The 17473-nt window shown below is 39.9% G+C and carries 21 protein-coding genes; 15 read left to right on the top strand and 6 right to left on the bottom strand.

Annotated elements, in window-relative coordinates:
- Positions 1-15: 15 nt before the first annotated feature.
- From ABJD71_RS05630 to ABJD71_RS05620, 3 genes are all read left to right on the top strand, one after another.
- Positions 16-186, top strand: coding sequence for an SEC-C metal-binding domain-containing protein (locus ABJD71_RS05630; protein WP_348165842.1), 171 nt, complete (start codon positions 16-18; stop codon positions 184-186).
- 723 nt (positions 187-909) lie between these two features.
- Positions 910-1584 carry a hypothetical protein gene (locus ABJD71_RS05625; protein WP_348165839.1) on the top strand — a complete coding sequence of 225 codons (675 nt, stop codon included), beginning with the start codon at positions 910-912 and terminating at the stop codon, positions 1582-1584.
- Between the two features lie 248 nt (positions 1585-1832).
- Complete coding sequence (locus tag ABJD71_RS05620; RefSeq protein WP_348165836.1) at positions 1833-2672, top strand: hypothetical protein; 840 nt, start codon at positions 1833-1835, stop codon at positions 2670-2672.
- Positions 2673-2689: 17 nt separating this feature from the next.
- Here the strand turns inward: ABJD71_RS05620 and ABJD71_RS05615 are convergent, their stop codons facing one another.
- Positions 2690-3289, bottom strand: a complete 600-nt coding sequence (locus tag ABJD71_RS05615; protein ID WP_348165833.1) for a LysE family transporter — start codon at positions 3287-3289, stop codon at positions 2690-2692.
- 140 nt (positions 3290-3429) lie between these two features.
- Here ABJD71_RS05615 and ABJD71_RS05610 point away from each other — a divergent pair, with 140 nt between their 5' ends.
- Positions 3430-4335, top strand: coding sequence for a LysR family transcriptional regulator ArgP (locus ABJD71_RS05610; protein ID WP_348165830.1), 906 nt, complete (start codon positions 3430-3432; stop codon positions 4333-4335).
- Positions 4336-4354: 19 nt separating this feature from the next.
- The gene (locus ABJD71_RS05605) at positions 4355-4723 is read left to right on the top strand and encodes a VOC family protein (RefSeq protein ID WP_348165827.1); all 369 of its coding nucleotides are present in this window, start codon (positions 4355-4357) and stop codon (positions 4721-4723) included.
- A 4-nt stretch (positions 4724-4727) separates the two neighbouring features.
- Here the strand turns inward: ABJD71_RS05605 and ABJD71_RS05600 are convergent, their stop codons facing one another.
- Positions 4728-5582 carry a LysR family transcriptional regulator gene (locus ABJD71_RS05600; RefSeq protein WP_348165824.1) on the bottom strand — a complete coding sequence of 285 codons (855 nt, stop codon included), beginning with the start codon at positions 5580-5582 and terminating at the stop codon, positions 4728-4730.
- A gap of 97 nt (positions 5583-5679) precedes the next feature.
- Here ABJD71_RS05600 and ABJD71_RS05595 point away from each other — a divergent pair, with 97 nt between their 5' ends.
- From ABJD71_RS05595 to ABJD71_RS05585, 3 genes are all read left to right on the top strand, one after another.
- Positions 5680-5901 (top strand): DUF2798 domain-containing protein, encoded by a 222-nt coding sequence (locus tag ABJD71_RS05595; RefSeq protein ID WP_348165821.1) that lies wholly within the window; start codon positions 5680-5682, stop codon positions 5899-5901.
- Complete coding sequence (locus ABJD71_RS05590; RefSeq protein WP_348165818.1) at positions 5898-6182, top strand: putative quinol monooxygenase; 285 nt, start codon at positions 5898-5900, stop codon at positions 6180-6182. The genes ABJD71_RS05595 and ABJD71_RS05590 overlap by 4 nt, the downstream gene beginning before the upstream one ends.
- A gap of 203 nt (positions 6183-6385) precedes the next feature.
- A complete protein-coding gene (locus ABJD71_RS05585; RefSeq protein WP_348165815.1) occupies positions 6386-6940 on the top strand; it encodes a DUF3750 domain-containing protein in 555 nt (184 codons plus the stop codon).
- Positions 6941-7403: 463 nt separating this feature from the next.
- On the opposite strand, the gene ABJD71_RS05580 is transcribed toward ABJD71_RS05585, so the two are convergent.
- From ABJD71_RS05580 to ABJD71_RS05565, 4 genes are all read right to left on the bottom strand, one after another.
- Entirely contained in the window at positions 7404-8342 is a 939-nt protein-coding gene (locus ABJD71_RS05580) for an EamA family transporter (RefSeq protein WP_348165813.1), read from the bottom strand.
- Between the two features lie 152 nt (positions 8343-8494).
- Positions 8495-9202 (bottom strand): AraC family transcriptional regulator, encoded by a 708-nt coding sequence (locus ABJD71_RS05575; protein WP_348165810.1) that lies wholly within the window; start codon positions 9200-9202, stop codon positions 8495-8497.
- A gap of 73 nt (positions 9203-9275) precedes the next feature.
- Positions 9276-10061, bottom strand: coding sequence for a type I methionyl aminopeptidase (gene map, locus ABJD71_RS05570; RefSeq protein WP_348165807.1), 786 nt, complete (start codon positions 10059-10061; stop codon positions 9276-9278).
- A complete protein-coding gene (locus tag ABJD71_RS05565) occupies positions 10054-10260 on the bottom strand; it encodes a ParD-like family protein (RefSeq protein WP_348165804.1) in 207 nt (68 codons plus the stop codon). Before ABJD71_RS05565 ends, map begins: the two co-directional genes overlap by 8 nt.
- 210 nt (positions 10261-10470) lie before the next feature.
- Between ABJD71_RS05565 and ABJD71_RS05560 the strand changes: the two genes are divergently transcribed.
- The 7 genes from ABJD71_RS05560 to ABJD71_RS05530 all read left to right on the top strand — a co-directional run bounded on the left by ABJD71_RS05560 (position 10471) and on the right by ABJD71_RS05530 (position 17319).
- On the top strand, positions 10471-11169 hold the full coding sequence (locus ABJD71_RS05560) for a spondin domain-containing protein (protein ID WP_348165801.1): 699 nt from the start codon (positions 10471-10473) through the stop codon (positions 11167-11169).
- A 10-nt stretch (positions 11170-11179) separates the two neighbouring features.
- Positions 11180-11917: a spondin domain-containing protein gene (locus ABJD71_RS05555; protein WP_348165798.1), complete on the top strand. Its 738-nt coding sequence runs from the start codon at positions 11180-11182 to the stop codon at positions 11915-11917.
- 90 nt (positions 11918-12007) lie between these two features.
- The gene (locus tag ABJD71_RS05550) at positions 12008-12742 is read left to right on the top strand and encodes a response regulator transcription factor (RefSeq protein WP_348165795.1); all 735 of its coding nucleotides are present in this window, start codon (positions 12008-12010) and stop codon (positions 12740-12742) included.
- Between the two features lie 71 nt (positions 12743-12813).
- Positions 12814-13011 (top strand): DUF2065 family protein, encoded by a 198-nt coding sequence (locus tag ABJD71_RS05545; protein WP_348165792.1) that lies wholly within the window; start codon positions 12814-12816, stop codon positions 13009-13011.
- A gap of 119 nt (positions 13012-13130) precedes the next feature.
- The gene (locus ABJD71_RS05540; RefSeq protein WP_348165924.1) at positions 13131-14429 is read left to right on the top strand and encodes an adenylosuccinate synthase; all 1299 of its coding nucleotides are present in this window, start codon (positions 13131-13133) and stop codon (positions 14427-14429) included.
- Positions 14430-14678: 249 nt separating this feature from the next.
- Positions 14679-16064, top strand: coding sequence for a sigma-54 dependent transcriptional regulator (locus tag ABJD71_RS05535; protein WP_348165789.1), 1386 nt, complete (start codon positions 14679-14681; stop codon positions 16062-16064).
- Positions 16045-17319 carry an ATP-binding protein gene (locus tag ABJD71_RS05530; protein WP_348165786.1) on the top strand — a complete coding sequence of 425 codons (1275 nt, stop codon included), beginning with the start codon at positions 16045-16047 and terminating at the stop codon, positions 17317-17319. The genes ABJD71_RS05535 and ABJD71_RS05530 overlap by 20 nt, the downstream gene beginning before the upstream one ends.
- Positions 17320-17473: the final 154 nt, after the last annotated feature.

Here is a 17473-nt window from a genome sequence, read left to right as displayed (position 1 = left end):
ATTGAGACAATAGAAATGAATGATAATAATGAAGCATTAGTAGAAGAAAATAAAAGCTCTGGTTGCACCAACACTAGTTGTTGCCCCCCTAAAAACCCTATAGTACGTGACACTCCTAAAGTTGGCCGTAACGACCCATGCATTTGTGGCAATGGTCGTAAATATAAGAAGTGTTGTGGTAAGTAACTTCTCAAATTTAAATGTCTAGGGTAGAGAAGCTGGGTTTAAAAAAAGATTAGTATGGTTGGCGCTTTTTGCTAGGTTCGTGTTTTAGCAGAGTTTTGTGTTATCTCTACATTATGAGAAACCTCTTTTAAGCTATTATTTTGAGTATTACATAGCATGAGCCAACGTCCTCACAGTAATAATGGCAGGTAAATGTGCCTCATCTCGTCATTCTTACTTTATTGAGAGCATGAAAGTATTCTATTGCTGACATTGATTAAACGTTACTAATTAACGCTTTAATAAAAAAATTACCTGTTGTACATTAAGTTCTAAGATTAAAGTAAAGGGAATTAATCACGCATTTTAAATGCGACTCTCTTTGGTCTAATCATTTTGGCTGTTTTGAGGTATGACATAGAGAAAAGGGAAATTAAAACGCCAATATTGACTGCGGTAGTAGATTTTTTCTGCTCTTATTCCCCCTTTGGCTCTAATATTTATAATCGTGCTAGTTTTAAAAAATGACTTAAAGCTTTAAGTCATATCGATTACTAATTTATATATATACTTATCGAAACACAGTGAAATTTTAGTGTGTAGGGTACAATACAAGTTAATTTGAATTGCTTAGAGCTTCATAGAATGTAGTGAGAATTACATACAAAATGGGCTTGGTACTTTTAATAATTTATAGGTAATGGAAAATTGACTGCATATCAAAAAATTAAGAGCTCATCCAAATTGAAGCTTTATTTGCTGATTTCTATTTTGATGTTTTTATTCATACTTATGGGATTTGGCCCTGATTTTTATATGTCTGTCATGGGCGGTTTCCATCAAAGCCTAATGCTGCATATCCATGCCATTATATTTATAGGCTGGTTTGTACTTTTTGCCATACAAGCAATACTCCCCGCGTTTGGTAGATTGGATCTGCATATAAAACTAGGGCAGTTTGCTTTTTTCTATGCGATTTTAGTCGTTGCAAATGGGCTTTATGTCACGCTAACAACATTTCAATTTCGTATAGGTAATGTTGGTGAACATCTTGCTCGTTATTGGTTACTGCAGCCCTTAACGGATATGATAGTATTTCCTGCTTTGGTATCTGCAGCGTTTTATTATCGTAAAAAGCCAGAAATTCATAAACGTTTAATGCTCTTAGCTACTTTAGTCATGACCATTGTTTCTCTCGTTAGGGTGACGTATATACCGATGCATGGGGCTAAGCTTGTCATTTGGCTTGCGCCAATAATCATTGCTATGGGTTATGATTATTATACGAAAAAGATAATTCACCCTGTTTATATGTTTGGACTAGTTTTGTTTACTATTATTTATTGTAGAAAAACATGGCTTTTCGACACTCTGATTTGGACAAAATTTTCAACTTGGTTAGTAGTTGTAGTGGGGTGATCAACGCTATTGAAATGGGGTGTTTCAAAGCGTCATCTTAAATTGTAATGTATTAACTAATTTTTTGTTGTGCTTCTTTAGTTGGTTCATAGATGTGAATTAAAGTACTTTCATCTTTTTGTTTGATTATTATGTTGACTTAGAATAAGTCATAAAATTAAGCTCACATCTCTCCAAAATATTAGACGATATTGCGTTAATAACATGCTACATTTTTATCACTCTTGATTTTATAATGGCATTATTATTTGTTAACGATAATCCGCTCATTTTGTTTGTTACTTATCTCAATATTTAGCTCATGCTCAGTCGCTAAACAGGTTTCTATCTTAAAAGCCGACGGTTCTAATCAAGGGTTAACGGCCTACGAGTTAATTCAGAGTTTTGGTGGTAAACGGTCAATAGAATCTCCTGATTTATATCCAGACAATCACCCTAGTGAAAAGCATATTTATGAAGATAGCGACGATATAGTTGGCAACCACTTTGTCTTTGTCTTGCATCGCGATCTTGATAAAGATAGAGACAAATACGTCAAATTTGCTGATAGGCAACGCAATGAGATAAAAGCCTACGGTGGCTCTAAATCGAGTTTAAAAGGCCTTGAAGGCGAAACCATGACATACCGCTGGAAATTTAAGCTAGAACCAGAGATGTCACTTTCTAAAAATTTTAGTCACTTTTTTCAGTTAAAGTCGGTAGATGATGGCATTGGTATGCCTATTTTAACGATTTCAGCGAGGAGTTACCGAGGTGACAGATGGTTAGCTTTGTCACATGCGCCAATAAAAAAAGCCGTGATATTAGATAAGACTCTTTGGTCAGAGGTTGCAGATGTATGGTTAGAGGCTGAGTGTACCGTAATTTATGGAAATAATGGCGCGTTAGAAATTAGTGTTAAACGCATGCCTGATAAACAAACGGTATTGGCTTTTAAGTCAGAAAACATAGACATGTGGCGTGGCACCCAAAAAGACCATTTTGTAAGGCCTAAATGGGGTTTTTATCGCTCCCTTAAAAGCAAGGAAATGCTTAAAAATGAAAAAGATATAATTCGCTTTGCTGACTTTGAAGTGACTAAGCATTAAGCATCTAAAACGTTGCCTTATGCCATGGTCCACAATTGTATTGCCATAAGGGTTAATATGGCGGCCATTATGCTATCGAATAATCTCCAGCGGGCAGGTGAACTTAGCAACACTCTTAGCTTGGGGGCAAATGCTGTAAGGCTTCCAAACCAAAATGCTGAAGCTACACAAGCTCCCGCTGCGAAGTAAGCTGGGCTAGGTTGTAAAGCCCCTAAACTACCCAGTAGCACTACCGTATCTAGGTAAACATGGGGGTTAAGTAAGCATATAGCTAAAGCCGCTATGGCTGTCACCTTCCAGTTTTTAGCTTTACTGTCATTTATCTTTAACCCAGAGCTGCCTTTAATTGCGCGCATGGCCGAGCCAAATGCTATGTATAACAAAATCATTACACCTGCGTAGGTCAACCAAGGTATAAGTGAAGGCATGAGTAATTTGATTTCGTTAGCTGCAAACACGCCAACAACAATTAATAAGGCATCACAAATAATACATACAAGGGCAATGACTAAACGGTTAGCGCCTGACATACACTGACTTAACACCCATACATTTTGTGCGCCAATAGCGACTATCAAGCTTAAGCCAAGCATAATTCCAGAGAAAAAAGATCCCATTTTTATCCTACTTTTAGTTGTTCAGTGCAGTACTCATGACTTAACGTGATGCACTCGTCTCTCGTATCAATGACATTAATGATATCTTTTGTTTTGTTAGTAGTATAATGAATATAAATATCGTTACATGAATAAAACTCATGATTGATTACCCATTACTACAAGCCCTTGCTGCTGTGATCACTGAAAAAGGGTTTGAAAAAGCCTCTAAAAAACTCTTTATTACCCAATCAGCGGTCAGCAGAAGAATAAGGCAACTTGAGTCAACATTAGGTGAGCCTGTTTTAGTGCGCTCTCACCCTCCTAAATTAACCCTCACCGGTCAACGTTTACTGAATCACCTACAGCAAGTTATGCAGTTAGAGGTGTCACTAGGCTTGGCAAATTTTGCTGAAGATTTGGCGTACGATAAACCACTAACAGTAAGACTGGCTACTAACGCAGACTCGCTGGCCACATGGTTGCCAGAGGCTTTAGCGGTTCCTGATTCTGCTATGGCGGGTAAGTTAAAATTTGAGCTGGTGGTAGAGGACCAATCTGTAACCTTAAATAGAATGAAAGCTGGAGAAGTGATGATATGTATATCTTCTCATCCTGAGCCAGTTAATGGTGGCTTGGTAGATGTGCTTGGGGCGTTACCCTATAAAGCTGTGGCTAGCCCTGCTTTTGTAGAGCGTTATGGGGTAGATGCCGATTTATCCGTTTTGCCTTGCTTAGTATTTGACGAAAACGATTCATTGCAGCATCAATTTCTAGAAGATTTTAAGTACGACGAACCTAAATACATTCATTCTTGCCCATCTTCAGAGGGGTTTAAACAAATGATTGTAGCTGGGCTCGGGTACGGGTTGTTACCAGAGCTACAAATAGGCAACTCATTAGATAATGGCGAGTTAGTAGACTTAAAACCTAATTACGTTATCAACACGGTATTATTTTGGCACTATTGGAATACTGAAAGTCCACAACTTAAAGCATTACGAAAACACGTGTTGTCTGTGTCCAAGCATAGACTTAAGCAATCAACCTCTTTTGATAAAGCCTAATAATATTAAGGAGTTAAAGGTGAATCTAAATCAAGTTACATTACCTGTTACAAACATACCTCAAGCTGTTGAGTTTTATACAATTCTAGGATTCAACTTGATTGTTGATACCCCTCACTATGCACGGTTTGAATGTCCTGAAGGTGAGGCTACCTTTTCGTTAGTATTAGAAGTAGGCGCTGAACATGGCGCGGTTATCTACTTTGAGCATCAAGGTTTAGATGCATGGGTAGAGCAATTAATAGCTAAAGGGATTGAATTTAAACAGTTACCCACAGACCAAACCTACCTGTGGCGCGAGGCCATCTTATTTGACCCGTCGGGTAATAAAATTAAGTTGTATTGGGCTGGCGAAAACAGACTCAACCCACCATGGCGGGTGAATTAAGTGTTTACAATTTTAACAATTGGCCGTTTAAAGCTAGTGTCTTGTTTTCATGTAAGGCTTTTAACAACAAAGAGGCGAGCGTAGATGGCACTTGTGTATTTGGCCATAGCGCATACACAGGGCGTGTAAACAATACACCAGACCTATATTCATATTCGCATTCAGATTCTTCAAGCAATTGTTGTACTTCAGTCATGGGCAATAAGCCGGTTCCCATTTTATCTTGTACCATTAATCTGGCAACCGTGATGTCGTTGGTTTTTATCATTTTGGTGAAAGAGTTATGACTATCTGTTATGGCCCGATCGTGCTCAGAAAATTTATCGTATGGCGTGACTAATACCTCTTTTGATAAACAATCCTTTGCGCAAACTAAGGCTACAGCTATTTCACCTATGGCTTTTTGATAGTAGGCAGAGTCTTTTTGTTTACCAACACGGATAGCCATATCAAATGATGTTTGACTGAGAAGTACATTGGCATTTGAAGGCTCTAAGGTAATGTTTGTTACCATAAGTTCCGGCAAGCTAATAAATTGAGATAAGGCCTTATAAAATGGGCCTTGCATTAAATTTTGCGGACAATGTAGTATAAATCGACTAGGTAACGATGTATCTTTTGCGAGCAACGCATCATTTATTTCTAGTAAGCCGTTGGCATGCTTTTCGTACATATCTTGGCCATAACTGGTTAATGATAAGCCCCGTGAAGAACGAATAAATAAAGGCGTGCCTAAGCGGTCTTCTAAAAAGCTAACGCGCTTTGATAATGTTGGTGACGTTAGTCTAAGTGCTTTAGCAGTTTTTGAAAAACTGCCTCTACGGGCGACTTCTACAAACAATAAAAAATCATCTAGCATGGCAAATCCCTCATACTTAAGTTTCCAAAAACCTTGTTCTAGAAAATTCTAAACTCTATAACCTAGCATTTATTCTATCGCTAAATTGGTACGAGTAATGACTCGATTGATTTTTACTTTTTTATTTTCGTTTTGCCTGTCTTTGCTGATGTCTGCCTGGGTAACTTTTATCAATCTCGGATTCGTTTCTGATTTTCTAAACTACTGGATGATAGCGTTTATCAATGCATGGCCTGCCGCTTTTTGCGCGGCGCTTATTTTAACTAAGCCCATATCTAACGTTACGGCTTATACCACTACAAAACTGAGGTTCTCATGATCGATATTGTTGCATTTATTCACCCTAAACCAGAAAAATTTGCCCATTGCCGTACCCTAATAACAGAAATCTTAGCCCCTACCCGCCTAGAGAAAGGCTGCCAGCGTTTTGAGCTGTTTACCGAAAACAGTACCACCCTAGTGCTAGTTGAAACGTTTGAAAGTCAAGAGGCGTTAGATTTTCATTATAATCAAGACTACGTGAAATACGTATTCGCTGAGTATGAATTTGCTCTGGAGAAAGAGCCTGAAATACATAAGTTAATGCGAGTTGGAAGTTAATAAGCAGTATGTACTTATTTATTTAACGCAGAAAATGCACATTACTCTCTTGCTGTATCAAATGGTATTCTGGACAATTCATATAGGGGGGAGTAATCAATTTTCCCGGGGCAGTGTAAACTTTATATGGTCGAGTAATCTTTTATTAGATAAGGTGACTTAGTACAGGTACACAGCTAAATAATGTAAATTTAGCTTAGCTAATGTCATCAACTTTGGGGGTATGTGTGAGAAAAATAGGCGTTTTTATAATGTTGATTGGAGTGTTAGCTGCCTGTTCAAACACTAATTGGCGAGAAGCCAGTCGTGAGCCTGCAGGCTTGGCGGTAAATCCTGCCATCACCAAAGATGCCGTGATTGAATTTTATGCTGCAGACGCATTTAGTTGGCGCGGCTGGTTTGCAGTGCACACGTGGATTGCCGTTAAACCTGAAAACGCAACTGAATATACCGTTTATGAAGTAGTCGGTTGGCGAGTAAAGCAGGGGTTGCCTGCCCTAAAGCAATATCAAACCACAACGCCAGACCGTTATTGGTACGGTGCTAAGCCCGATAAAGTGTTATCTATTCAGGGTGACAAAGCTAAACAGCTGATACCCGAAGTCACCGCAGCGATAAATCGTTACCCATGGGCGAATGAATATACGCTATTTCCTGGCCCAAATAGTAATACCTTCCCACAGTGGGTGGGGTTGCAAGTACCTGAACTTGAATTAGAACTACCCTTTAGAGCCATAGGTAGTGGTTATGCTGATTAGGCACTTGCTTTTGTGCCTTTAAAATAAAAAATAACCACACCCACAATCCCTGCCAAACTTATTAGTGTTAAACATGCCGCAATATAGGTTACCATCTCGCTTTGAGCATCAGAGTTACTCAAAAAAAGCCCCCCTAATATCAAAAATGCAAGTGATACAAACGCGAATAATAGCTATATTATTTTGGTGCCAATGCTATCTACTTGTTTTTCATCCATCAAAATCATCTCCTTTTTATTATTGGCTAATTACTTTGGGCTTAAATACCTTCAACATATAGCTTAACACCCTTATGAATTACCGTTAGGAAAAGCGCCTTAAGATGTTTTAATCACGCTTTATGGTAGTTAGCGTTTTGTAGTAATAAATTTAAAATTATCATGAAGTTGGTTGTAAATATGTTGATGGGTTAAAGCCCAACTTACAGGTTCTTTGTATTCTTTTCATTGTCCCTACAGCGTATCTAAACAGCCTGCCTACCGCCTAGCTTTATTGGGATTCTCACTATTTGTAACACTAAACACACTAGAATTAGCACCATACCCAACCAGCCCCAGCTATTAAACTTCTCACCCACCACTATTACCGCCAGCAACGTAGCTAACACTGGCTCTAATAATGTGATCAAGGTCGCTTTGCTGGCTTCAATATGTCTTAAACCATAACCAAATAATAAGTAGCCAATGAACATAGGTACCACGGCCATATAGATAGATACAGCTGTGTTGGTTGGGGTGGCGAACAAGTTGTCACCTGTAATGAGTAACGAAGGCAGCAATAACACCGATGCAAGGCCAAACATACTCGCCATCGAGGCATTCGAACTAATGCCCTGGTCAATTATTTGCTTGGCGGCCCATGCATACGCGGCATAGGTTAACCCGGCAACAAGCCCTAAAATTAAGCCAAAGTGCGTAGCACTTAACCCTAAATATTCTGTATTGTTGATAAGCGTTGGCTGCCCATGTGATTGCTTACCCGTAGCGATTAAAGTAACTCCTATCACGCCAAAAACAAAGCTCACCACCCAGCGTTTTGAAATGGTAATTTTGTTGACGAGACGCTCAAATAAAACAGAGAAAAAGGGTGCAGAGCCTAACGACACGACTGTGCCTATCGCCACACCGGCGAGTTTCATCGAGCTATAAAATGCTAGAGGGTAGATCGCTATGGATAGACCACCAAGCACTAAAAAGGCCGGAACCTGTGTGAGTTGAATGCGCTCTTTAATGATTGTTCTAGAGGCGGTTGCTAACAATAACAATCCTGCGGCACCCATGGAAAAAGCACCTATGGCTAACGGGTTGATGGCAGGAGCAAAGTTGGCGGCTGTACCTGTGGTTGCCCATAATGCGCATGCGGTAACTATACAGATAACTGCAAAGGTGGCGTTACTTCTCAAGGTTAACTCCCTATATAAAAAACACGTTAGAGCTTTATGGTGTCTAAAATTCAATAAAGTTAGTTTACCTTTTCTTATCACATTAACTTTGCAGAAAAGACGCTTTTTTGTGCTGGCTCGACGCAATTATATTCAGCTATTTTGAAAATCGCCTAATTCGTGATTTTAGAAGGAGGTAAACCAAAATGTTGGGTAAAGCGGCGACTAAAAGCGGCGTAGTCTGAATAGCCCACTTGCTCTGCAATAATCTGTGTAGGGTAGTCTGTGTGAATGATTAGGGCTTGGGCTTTTTCCATACGCAGTTTAATGACATATTGCATGGGAGTGATCCCCAGTTGTACTTTGAATAGCTTTTTGAATTGAGTTGGGCTTAAGCATGCTATTTTTGCAAGTGCTGCTATGGGCATGACGTGAGTGATGTGTGCATCTATATATTCAAGTACAGCTCTAATTCTATGCTCAACTTGCTTTAGTGGGCGCTGTTCGCCAAGTAAAGCAAAAAAATTTTGGTAGCAAATATTCTCGATATCACGGTTTACTTGGTATTCTAATTGCGATTCGATAAATCTAAGGTAATGTAATAAAGGGGAATTAATTGAGAAGGCTGGTGAGGTTGATAAGGAAATGTTGGCAGGCAGAGTGGGCATATCTGCCACCACAAACCTTGCTTGTGCTTCAGCAGTAAAATGATGCAGACTGTGGGCTTTAATGACTACACATTCTCCCGGCGCAACCTTGCCTTTGAATTGTCCCACTTCAATATTTATGACCCCTCGAAGTGGTAATACAATCTGATGAAAATCGTGGGTATGTTTGACTTTTTGTCTACTGTAAGAGCGTATAGATATGGTGCTTGGCATATTTAAGTATTAGCTTAGTTACTCTGGCTGAAATCAAAATAATACAGCTTAGCGTCAAATGCTAGTCACGACGTTATACAAGCTCTGATAATACCTCTTCACTTCTTAACGTTAGGACTTCGAAGCCAGAGTCAGTCACAAGAATAGTATGCTCCCATTGTGCTGATAGCTTCTTGTCTCGGGTAACAACGGTCCAGCCGTCTTTCTTTTGTTTGGTGCGATAAGAACCCTGATTAATCATTGGCTCTATGGTAAATGTCATACCTGCTCTTAGAGTTAAGCCAGTGTGAGGCTTCCCAAAGTGCAGAATTTGTGGTTCTTCATGCATTTCTTTACCAATGCCGTGGCCGCAATATTCACGTACCACGCTAAACCCGTGTTTTTCGGCATAGCTTTGAATTGCGTGGCCTATATCTCCGGTTCTGGTGCCTGGCTTCACACACGCTATTCCTTTCCACATCGCTTGGTAGGTAACATCGACTAATTGTTTTGCAATAGGTAAGGCTTTGACCATAGTGTACATTTTGCTGCTATCTGCGATGTATCCGTTTTTTTCTAGTGTGATATCGATATTGACAATATCCCGCTCTTTTAGTTTTTTAGCCGCAGAAGGTACTCCGTGACAAATCACTTCATTAATAGACGAATTCAACACGTACTCATAGCCATATTGACCTTTACTTGCAGGCCTAGATTGTAATGTGGTTACGATATAGTCCTCAACAAAGTCATTGATGTCCATAGTAGACATGCCTACTTTGATTACTTTGTCTAGCTCACTAAAAACTTGCGCTAATAGTTTGCCTGATTCTCTCATTAAGGCTATTTGTTGTGGTGTTTTTATGAGGGCGTTACTCATTTATAAGCCTGACTTGGGTGACATTTTGAGTTTTCATTTCGCGGCTTAATATCTGCTCATAGGTCAGTGTGGGATTTTGTTCCGCAAGTCTGCCAATCTTTAACCAAAATTCAGCTTGTGAGTTGATAGAGCGCTCCATAACAGCACTGTTTTTACGCACTTCTTCGTGAAGTTCATTTGAGATTTTAACGATACCCATTAATAGCCGCGATATATATTTTGTAGTGAAATGTAGCATATCGCATGTTTTTAGATCTTGCTACTAAGTTTGTTTTCAATAACGAGCTAGGTTTTTGCAAACATTTTCCTGCTTTAGAAATTTGTATAGTTTTCGTGATACTTTCGGGATAGTTATCTGTGAAACTTCTCCTTGTTCTAACAAAAAACATGATTAAGCGAGGAAATTTTAATGAAAAAATTACAACAATTCTGTGCAGCCACTGCCTTAGCTGTGACTGCACTACCTACTTTAGCCGCAGACGTTACTGTTGAAATTCAAAACATCACTCAAGGTCTTCATTTTACGCCTATCGCTGCTGTTGCACATACACCGGACACCAGCTTATTTGAAGTGGGTGAAATGGCCAGTGCAGAGATTCAAGAAATGGCAGAAGGCGGCAGTCTAGCCGGTATTACTACAGTGGCCACATCAATAGGGGCTGACATGTTAGCTGAGCCTACCGCTGGACCGTTAGCACCAACTGAAAAAGTTGCTGGTACTTTTATGACAACAGATGGCAACAGCGTACTATCTATAGTGGCAATGATTTTACCTTCTAATGATGGTTTTATCGGTTTAGATAATTGGGAAATCCCAACTGAAGTAGGTACTTATACTATTTACTTAAATGCTTACGATGCAGGTACCGAAGCCAATGATGAGTTGGTAGGCAGTGGTATGCCAGGTATGCCGGGTATGCCAGCTCCACCTTTCTTAACGTTAGGTACAGGGGGTTCTGGTGTAGCAACTACTGAGGCCAATGCTACAGTACATATACATCCAGGTAATATTGGGGATGATTCTTTAACAGATGGCGCGAGTGATGTTACTAACTCAATTCACCGCTGGTTGAACCCCGTTGCCAAAGTAACAGTAACCGTTAACTAAGGAGGCTGTGATGTTAAATCAATTTAAAAATAAGCCCATCCGCATCGCTTTATTACTTGCATTACCTCTGGCCATCAGCGCTTGTAGTGATGATATTAGAGAGGTTGAAGTACCGGTTGAGGTAATTGTAGAAGTGCCGGCCCCAGAGCCCGTTCCAGTTGACATCAGTTACGAGATAACTGTTACTAACTTAACGAATTCTCAGCCTCTTTCTCCTGTTGCAGCGGTGTTACATGCTGATGGAAATCTTTTTTCTATTGGAGATGTTGCTTCGGTTGAACTAGAAAAAATGGCCGAAGGTGGAATGAACGATGGGTTACTAGCACTAGGTATGGCATCTACTTCTGGTGCTGCACCAATTGGCCCGGGTGGTAACGAAACTATCACTGTCACTGTTCAAGATGTTACTGATGCTAAATTATCTGTTTTAACTATGCTAGTGAATACAAATGATGGGTTTAGTGGTCTTAATGCATTGGATTTGAGTACATTTGAAATAGGCGACACGTGGACTGGCCTAGCTGGTGTATATGATGCAGGTACTGAGGTAAACTCAGAAGCAGCCGGCACTATACCTGGCCCTGCGGATGGCGGTGAAGGTTTTTCAGCTACTCGTACCGACACAGGGTATGTATCTATGCACCCAGGTGTTGTTACAAATGATGACGGCTTAAGCTCTTCTGTGTTAACTGTACAACATAAGTTTGATAACCCAGCTTTACGTATAGTAGTAACACGTACAGAATAAAGTGTTGAGTCAATTAAAAAGCGCTCAATACTATGGTGTTGAGCGTTTTTTGGTTTTTGATACAAATAACATGTAGTAGGAGTGAATGATATGTCTGACAACGTATTGTTAGTAGAAGACGATCGAGATATTGCAGAGCTAATTCGTGTTAATTTACAAGAATTGGGAGTCGAGGTTAGCATTCAAGAAAATGGGGCTAAGGCTTTATCCCTTGCTTTAGATAATGATTATTCACTACTAATACTTGATGTAATGCTACCCGAAGTAAGTGGGTTAGATATTTGTCGTCAAGTGCGGGATAAAAAGCCTTCTCAAGCTATTATTATGTTAACTGCTAAGACGTCAGAGATGGATCGTGTGCTAGGCTTAGAACTTGGGGCTGATGATTATATGACTAAGCCTTTTAGTGCTCGAGAGTTACAGGCTAGGGTTCGTTCTCAGTTACGTAAAGTACATGTGATGCAAACAGCAAATATTCACGTTGCCCCTGTTTCAGATGAAAAAATACTTACCATTGGTAGTTTACAAATCAATCAGAAAAATCACCAAGTCGTACTGGCAGATAACACCCTTGAATTAACCGCGACAGAGTTTGAATTACTGCATCATTTAGCGAGTCACCCTAATCAAGTATTCAATCGTAGTCAGCTTTTAGAGACAGTTTGGGGCTATCATCATAGTGGTTACGAGCACACTGTAAATTCACATATTAATAGGTTGCGAGCTAAGATAGAAGTAGATGCTACCTCCCCACAAATTGTGCAAACCGTATGGGGGGTGGGATATAAGTTTAACCCTGAAGGAGTAGTGCTCAATACTAACTAACAATGGTAGCTTGGGCTTGGTACTCACTATAGGTTAACCTGTGTGAGTCTTTAGTCGTTGAGCACGTTATTATGAGTTATACCCTAACCGAATCTTTATTAATTGCACTGGCTGCAGTGTTAGTAATTGAAGGTTTTGGGCCTATGTTGTTTACAAAGAAATGGCAGCAGTATTTGTTATTAATGTCACTACAGCCTATGAACCACTTAAAAACTTCAGGAGGTGTTTTAGTCACAATTGGCTTGGTAAGTTTGCTGTATCTTATATAGCCCTTTTTTATCCAGTCATATTTCTGTTAAATTGATTATAAGCTGCACGATTTAGCTATTTAGCTGCTGGATGTTTTTTGGTAGAATCCCCGCCTAATTTTTCTGACCCATCCAATTCCATGGCTAAAAATGTTGTTGTACTCGGAACCCAGTGGGGCGACGAGGGTAAAGGTAAGGTTGTTGATCTACTAACAGATCAGGCAACCTATGTAGTGCGTTATCAAGGAGGCCACAACGCGGGTCATACTCTGGTAATAGACGGTGAAAAAACAGTACTTCATTTAATCCCTTCTGGTATTTTACGTGAGAACGTAACATGTGTTATCGGAAACGGAGTAGTACTTAGTCCAGAAGCACTCCTTAAAGAAACGGCTATGCTCGAAGAGCGCGGTGTCCCAGTTAAGGAACGCTTGCGTATCAGTGAAGCTTGCCCGCTAATTCTGCCGTATCACATTGAACTTGATGTTGCCCGTGAAAAAGCTCGCGGTAATAAAGCAATTGGTACAACAGGTCGCGGAATCGGCCCTGCCTACGAAGACAAAGTGTCTCGTCGTGGTTTGCGTGTGGGTGACTTGTTTAATCCAGAAGATTTCGCTGTAAAACTAAAAGAAATCCTTGAATATCATAACTTTATGCTGACTAACTATTACAAAGTAGAGCCTGTAAGTTACGAGAAAGTTCTAGCAGACGCACTTGCAGTAGCTGATATTTTAAAAGCTATGGTAGTAGACGTTACAGATGTTTTAGACAAAGCCCGTGAGCGTGGCGATTGCATTATGTTTGAAGGTGCACAAGGTACATTATTAGACATAGATCACGGTACATATCCTTATGTAACATCATCAAATACGACAGTGGGTGGCGTTGCTACCGGAGCAGGCTTTGGCCCGCTGAACCTTGATTACGTATTGGGTATTGTTAAAGCCTATACTACGCGTGTTGGTTCTGGCCCTTTCCCAACTGAACTTGACTGTGAAGTTGGCCAACACCTTGGTGTTAAAGGTCATGAGTTTGGCGCAACCACAGGTCGTAAACGTCGTACAGGTTGGTTTGATGCGGTAGCTATGAAGCGCGCAGTACAAATCAACTCAATTACAGGCTTTTGTTTAACTAAGTTAGACGTACTTGACGGCCTTGAAAGCTTAAGTATCTGTACCGGATACAAAGACAAGCAAGGTAACATCAGCGATGTACCACCTATGGCTGCAGACGGTTATGAGTTAATTGAACCTGTATATGAGTCAATGCCTGGCTGGAGTGAAAATTCGTTCGGGGTAACAGATTATGATGAGCTACCTCAAGCGGCTAAGAATTATATTAAGCGCCTAGAAGAGTTGACAGGCGTGCCAATCGATATAATCTCTACTGGTCCAGACAGAAACGAAACTATTGTATTACGTCATCCGTTTGACGCATAAATAGTCGTTATTCACTGTTTGAAAAAAGGCTGCCATACGCAGCCTTTTTTGTGCCTGCAAGAATGTTGAAACACCCCTGTTATCTAATCTAGTTAGATCAGTTGAGGTAACTAGACAATCCACTTTATTTAATAGCAATATTCTGCATATCTAGCTTTGTAATGGCTTCTGATTTTTACGGGACAATCTTAAAAAATAAGGTAGACTTTTGTCTTTAAATTCAAATTTTGTAATTAACTAAGACTACACATGCCCTCTAAACGTTCTTCTCAGTTTTGTATTTTAGTCGCTGACGACAGGTCAGACGTACGCTTATCAGCACGGTTTGCATTAGAAGATAATAAATACCAAGTACATGAAGCTGGAAGCCCACAAATGGCAAAAGAATTAATTAAACAAACCCGCATTGATTTGGTCCTGCTGGATATGAATTATTCCCGTGATACCACATCAGGAGCTGAAGGTTTAGCGCTACTGGCTTGGTTACAAAAAGAAGAGTTGGGTATCCCCGCTGTTGCGATGACAGCGTGGTCGAATGTGGAACTGGCAGTTAAGGCTATGCAACTTGGAGCAGGTGATTTTCTTGAAAAACCATGGAAAAATCAGCGTCTTTTACAAGTTGTTGCGCAGCAAATTAAAGTCAATGGCCTTAAAAAACAAAATCAAAAACTTCAGCAACGATTAGATAATAACAATATCCAACAAGACCAATATCAGTGGCTATCGCCCTGTATGAATGAGTTAATGTTACAAATAAAGAGTGTCGCCAGAGCCAATGTTTCAGTCTTACTCACAGGCGATAATGGAACAGGAAAAAGTCAGTTAGCAAAGTATATTCATGCACAATCGCAAGTCGACAACGGCCCTTTTATTGCGGTAAACATGGGGGCAATATCAGAAACTTTATTTGAAAGTGAAATGTTTGGGCACACCAAAGGAGCTTTCACTGATGCTAAGTCTAGTCGTATAGGTCGCTTTGAATTAGCCAAAAATGGTACGTTATTTCTAGATGAAATTGCTAATATTCCATTATCACAGCAAGCTAAGTTATTGCGGGTATTAGAAACAGGTGAATATGAAGTGTTAGGCTCTAGCCAGACACAATTTTCTAGCATACGTTTGATCAGTGCCACTAACAGTCATTTCAAAGAGCTAATTGAAAAAGAGCTATTTCGCGAAGATTTATTTTATCGGATCAATACGATTGAGTTTAGAGTGCCATCTTTAAAAGAACGCTCATTGGATATTGTGCCTTTAGCTAAGCATTTCATTAATATGAACTGTAACAAGTATTCGAAGCAACTGGTTACCCTCAGTTCTGAGGCCGTTGATGCATTGCTGGGGTATCACTGGCCCGGGAATATTCGGGAGCTGAGCCACTTGATGGAAAGGGCGGTGTTACTTTGCCGAGATGATAGATTAACGGCCAGTGATTTGAATATTAAAACAGATCAGCAAGCACCTTCAAGAGGTGTTAGTTTACCCATGATGACCTTAGAAAATGCCGAAAAGCAACTTATCACACAAGCACTTAATCAGGTGAATCAGCATGTCCCTAAAGCGGCCAACTTATTGGGGCTCACTAAGTCGTCACTCTATCGAAGATTAGAAAAATATGCAGATCTTCAAAAGTAAAAGCTTAAACACCTATATTTCTACTATTTTAGGGAGCTTTGCCGTATTACTTTTATTTTTTATCGCTTGCTTACTTGTTGTTGCACACTGGCAACTGTGGAATATTGGGTTAGCTTTAGTGGTTATTGGTTTATTGTTATTTACGGGGATATTGCGATTTAAACACCGGGTGATGTCATCTTTCGACCGCGCTCTTTTGCATATCGAAGCGGTGAAAGTGGAAGACTATAACCAATACGCCAAATCTGAATTCAAAGAGGGCGTAACGGCTCATTTTCATAATGAGTTGACCCTCCTCAGTGAAAAAATGCAGACCCATAAATCACAATATGACCAACATGCTTTACTGTTGTATCAACTGATTGACCAATTAGACACGCCTATGCTGGTGTTTAATCAAAAGCAAAAACTCACTTACGCTAATGCCGCTTTTTCACCGTTATTTGGACAACCTTGGCAAATGTTACGACTTGCTTCGCCCAAATTATTGGGGTTAGTTCAAACGGATAAAGGCTGGATTTTGCCCAACAAAGGCCAGCAATGGCATGTGAGTCAAAGTGACTTTATTGACTCGGGGGAGCGTCATCAGCTGTTAGTTTTTACTAACATTGATTCAGCAATCCGTGCCAGCCAAATTAATGCGTGGCAACAAATTATCCGCGTGATGGGGCACGAAATCCGTAACTCTCTCACGCCTGTTTCTTCTTTAGCCGAAAGCCTCGAGAGTCATTCTAAATCCCCTCGGGAAAAGCAAGCATTAGCGGTTATTTCACAGCGATGCCATCATTTGCAAGATTTTGTTAATCGCTACTCGTCTTTGTCGCAAACTCTTAATTTGGACATACAACGTATTGATGTGACCACATTCGTATCCCGTCTTAAAGGCTTATTTACTCAAAATAATTTAACATTTTTTCATAAATCAAAGTGGTTATGGGCTGATCCAACTTTTATTGAGCAAGTGTTTATCAATCTACTAAAGAATGCTTTTGAAGCAGATGCCACACAAGTCAAAATTGAAATCAGCGAAAGAGGCCAAGCGTCTCTTATTAACATTATTGATGACGGCCATGGTTTGGCTAATACCGATAATTTATTTGTGCCGTTATTTACAACTAAGCAGCAAGGGCAAGGTATTGGTTTAACGTTTTGCCGGAATATCATTGAACAACATGGAGGCGTAATCGATATGAAAAATAATGCACTGCCTGCAACAGGTATGACGGTATCGATTGTATTACCTATGTCTTCGTAACGTCATACTTTCCCGTCTCGTTTTTAATGACGTGTTTCGATATCGAACTGAATTAGTCCGATATCGGACTGATTGATATTGATTCTATTCTATTTAATTCTTAACTACATGATATATATGGATTAAATATTTTGGCGCGGATCTTGTAGATAAC

The organism is Paraglaciecola sp. (assembly GCF_039943935.1).
Lineage (GTDB): Bacteria > Pseudomonadota > Gammaproteobacteria > Enterobacterales > Alteromonadaceae > Paraglaciecola.
This window is presented reverse-complemented; position numbering and strand designations above follow the sequence as displayed.

What these genes read in the sequence shown, in the direction of transcription:
- ABJD71_RS05630 (WP_348165842.1), top strand. Translation starts at nt 16, where the DNA reads ATGAATGATAATAATGAAGCATTAGTAGAAGAAAATAAAAGCTCTGGT.
- ABJD71_RS05615 (WP_348165833.1), bottom strand. Translation starts at nt 3,289, where the DNA reads ATGGGATCTTTTTTCTCTGGAATTATGCTTGGCTTAAGCTTGATAGTC.
- ABJD71_RS05610 (WP_348165830.1), top strand. Translation starts at nt 3,430, where the DNA reads ATGATTGATTACCCATTACTACAAGCCCTTGCTGCTGTGATCACTGAA.
- ABJD71_RS05600 (WP_348165824.1), bottom strand. Translation starts at nt 5,582, where the DNA reads ATGCTAGATGATTTTTTATTGTTTGTAGAAGTCGCCCGTAGAGGCAGT.
- ABJD71_RS05595 (WP_348165821.1), top strand. Translation starts at nt 5,680, where the DNA reads ATGACTCGATTGATTTTTACTTTTTTATTTTCGTTTTGCCTGTCTTTG.
- ABJD71_RS05590 (WP_348165818.1), top strand. Translation starts at nt 5,898, where the DNA reads ATGATCGATATTGTTGCATTTATTCACCCTAAACCAGAAAAATTTGCC.
- ABJD71_RS05585 (WP_348165815.1), top strand. Translation starts at nt 6,386, where the DNA reads ATGTCATCAACTTTGGGGGTATGTGTGAGAAAAATAGGCGTTTTTATA.
- ABJD71_RS05575 (WP_348165810.1), bottom strand. Translation starts at nt 9,202, where the DNA reads ATGCCAAGCACCATATCTATACGCTCTTACAGTAGACAAAAAGTCAAA.
- map (WP_348165807.1), bottom strand. Translation starts at nt 10,061, where the DNA reads ATGAGTAACGCCCTCATAAAAACACCACAACAAATAGCCTTAATGAGA.
- ABJD71_RS05565 (WP_348165804.1), bottom strand. Translation starts at nt 10,260, where the DNA reads ATGGGTATCGTTAAAATCTCAAATGAACTTCACGAAGAAGTGCGTAAA.
- ABJD71_RS05560 (WP_348165801.1), top strand. Translation starts at nt 10,471, where the DNA reads ATGAAAAAATTACAACAATTCTGTGCAGCCACTGCCTTAGCTGTGACT.
- ABJD71_RS05555 (WP_348165798.1), top strand. Translation starts at nt 11,180, where the DNA reads ATGTTAAATCAATTTAAAAATAAGCCCATCCGCATCGCTTTATTACTT.
- ABJD71_RS05550 (WP_348165795.1), top strand. Translation starts at nt 12,008, where the DNA reads ATGTCTGACAACGTATTGTTAGTAGAAGACGATCGAGATATTGCAGAG.
- ABJD71_RS05545 (WP_348165792.1), top strand. Translation starts at nt 12,814, where the DNA reads ATGAGTTATACCCTAACCGAATCTTTATTAATTGCACTGGCTGCAGTG.
- ABJD71_RS05540 (WP_348165924.1), top strand. Translation starts at nt 13,131, where the DNA reads ATGGCTAAAAATGTTGTTGTACTCGGAACCCAGTGGGGCGACGAGGGT.
- ABJD71_RS05535 (WP_348165789.1), top strand. Translation starts at nt 14,679, where the DNA reads ATGCCCTCTAAACGTTCTTCTCAGTTTTGTATTTTAGTCGCTGACGAC.
- ABJD71_RS05530 (WP_348165786.1), top strand. Translation starts at nt 16,045, where the DNA reads ATGCAGATCTTCAAAAGTAAAAGCTTAAACACCTATATTTCTACTATT.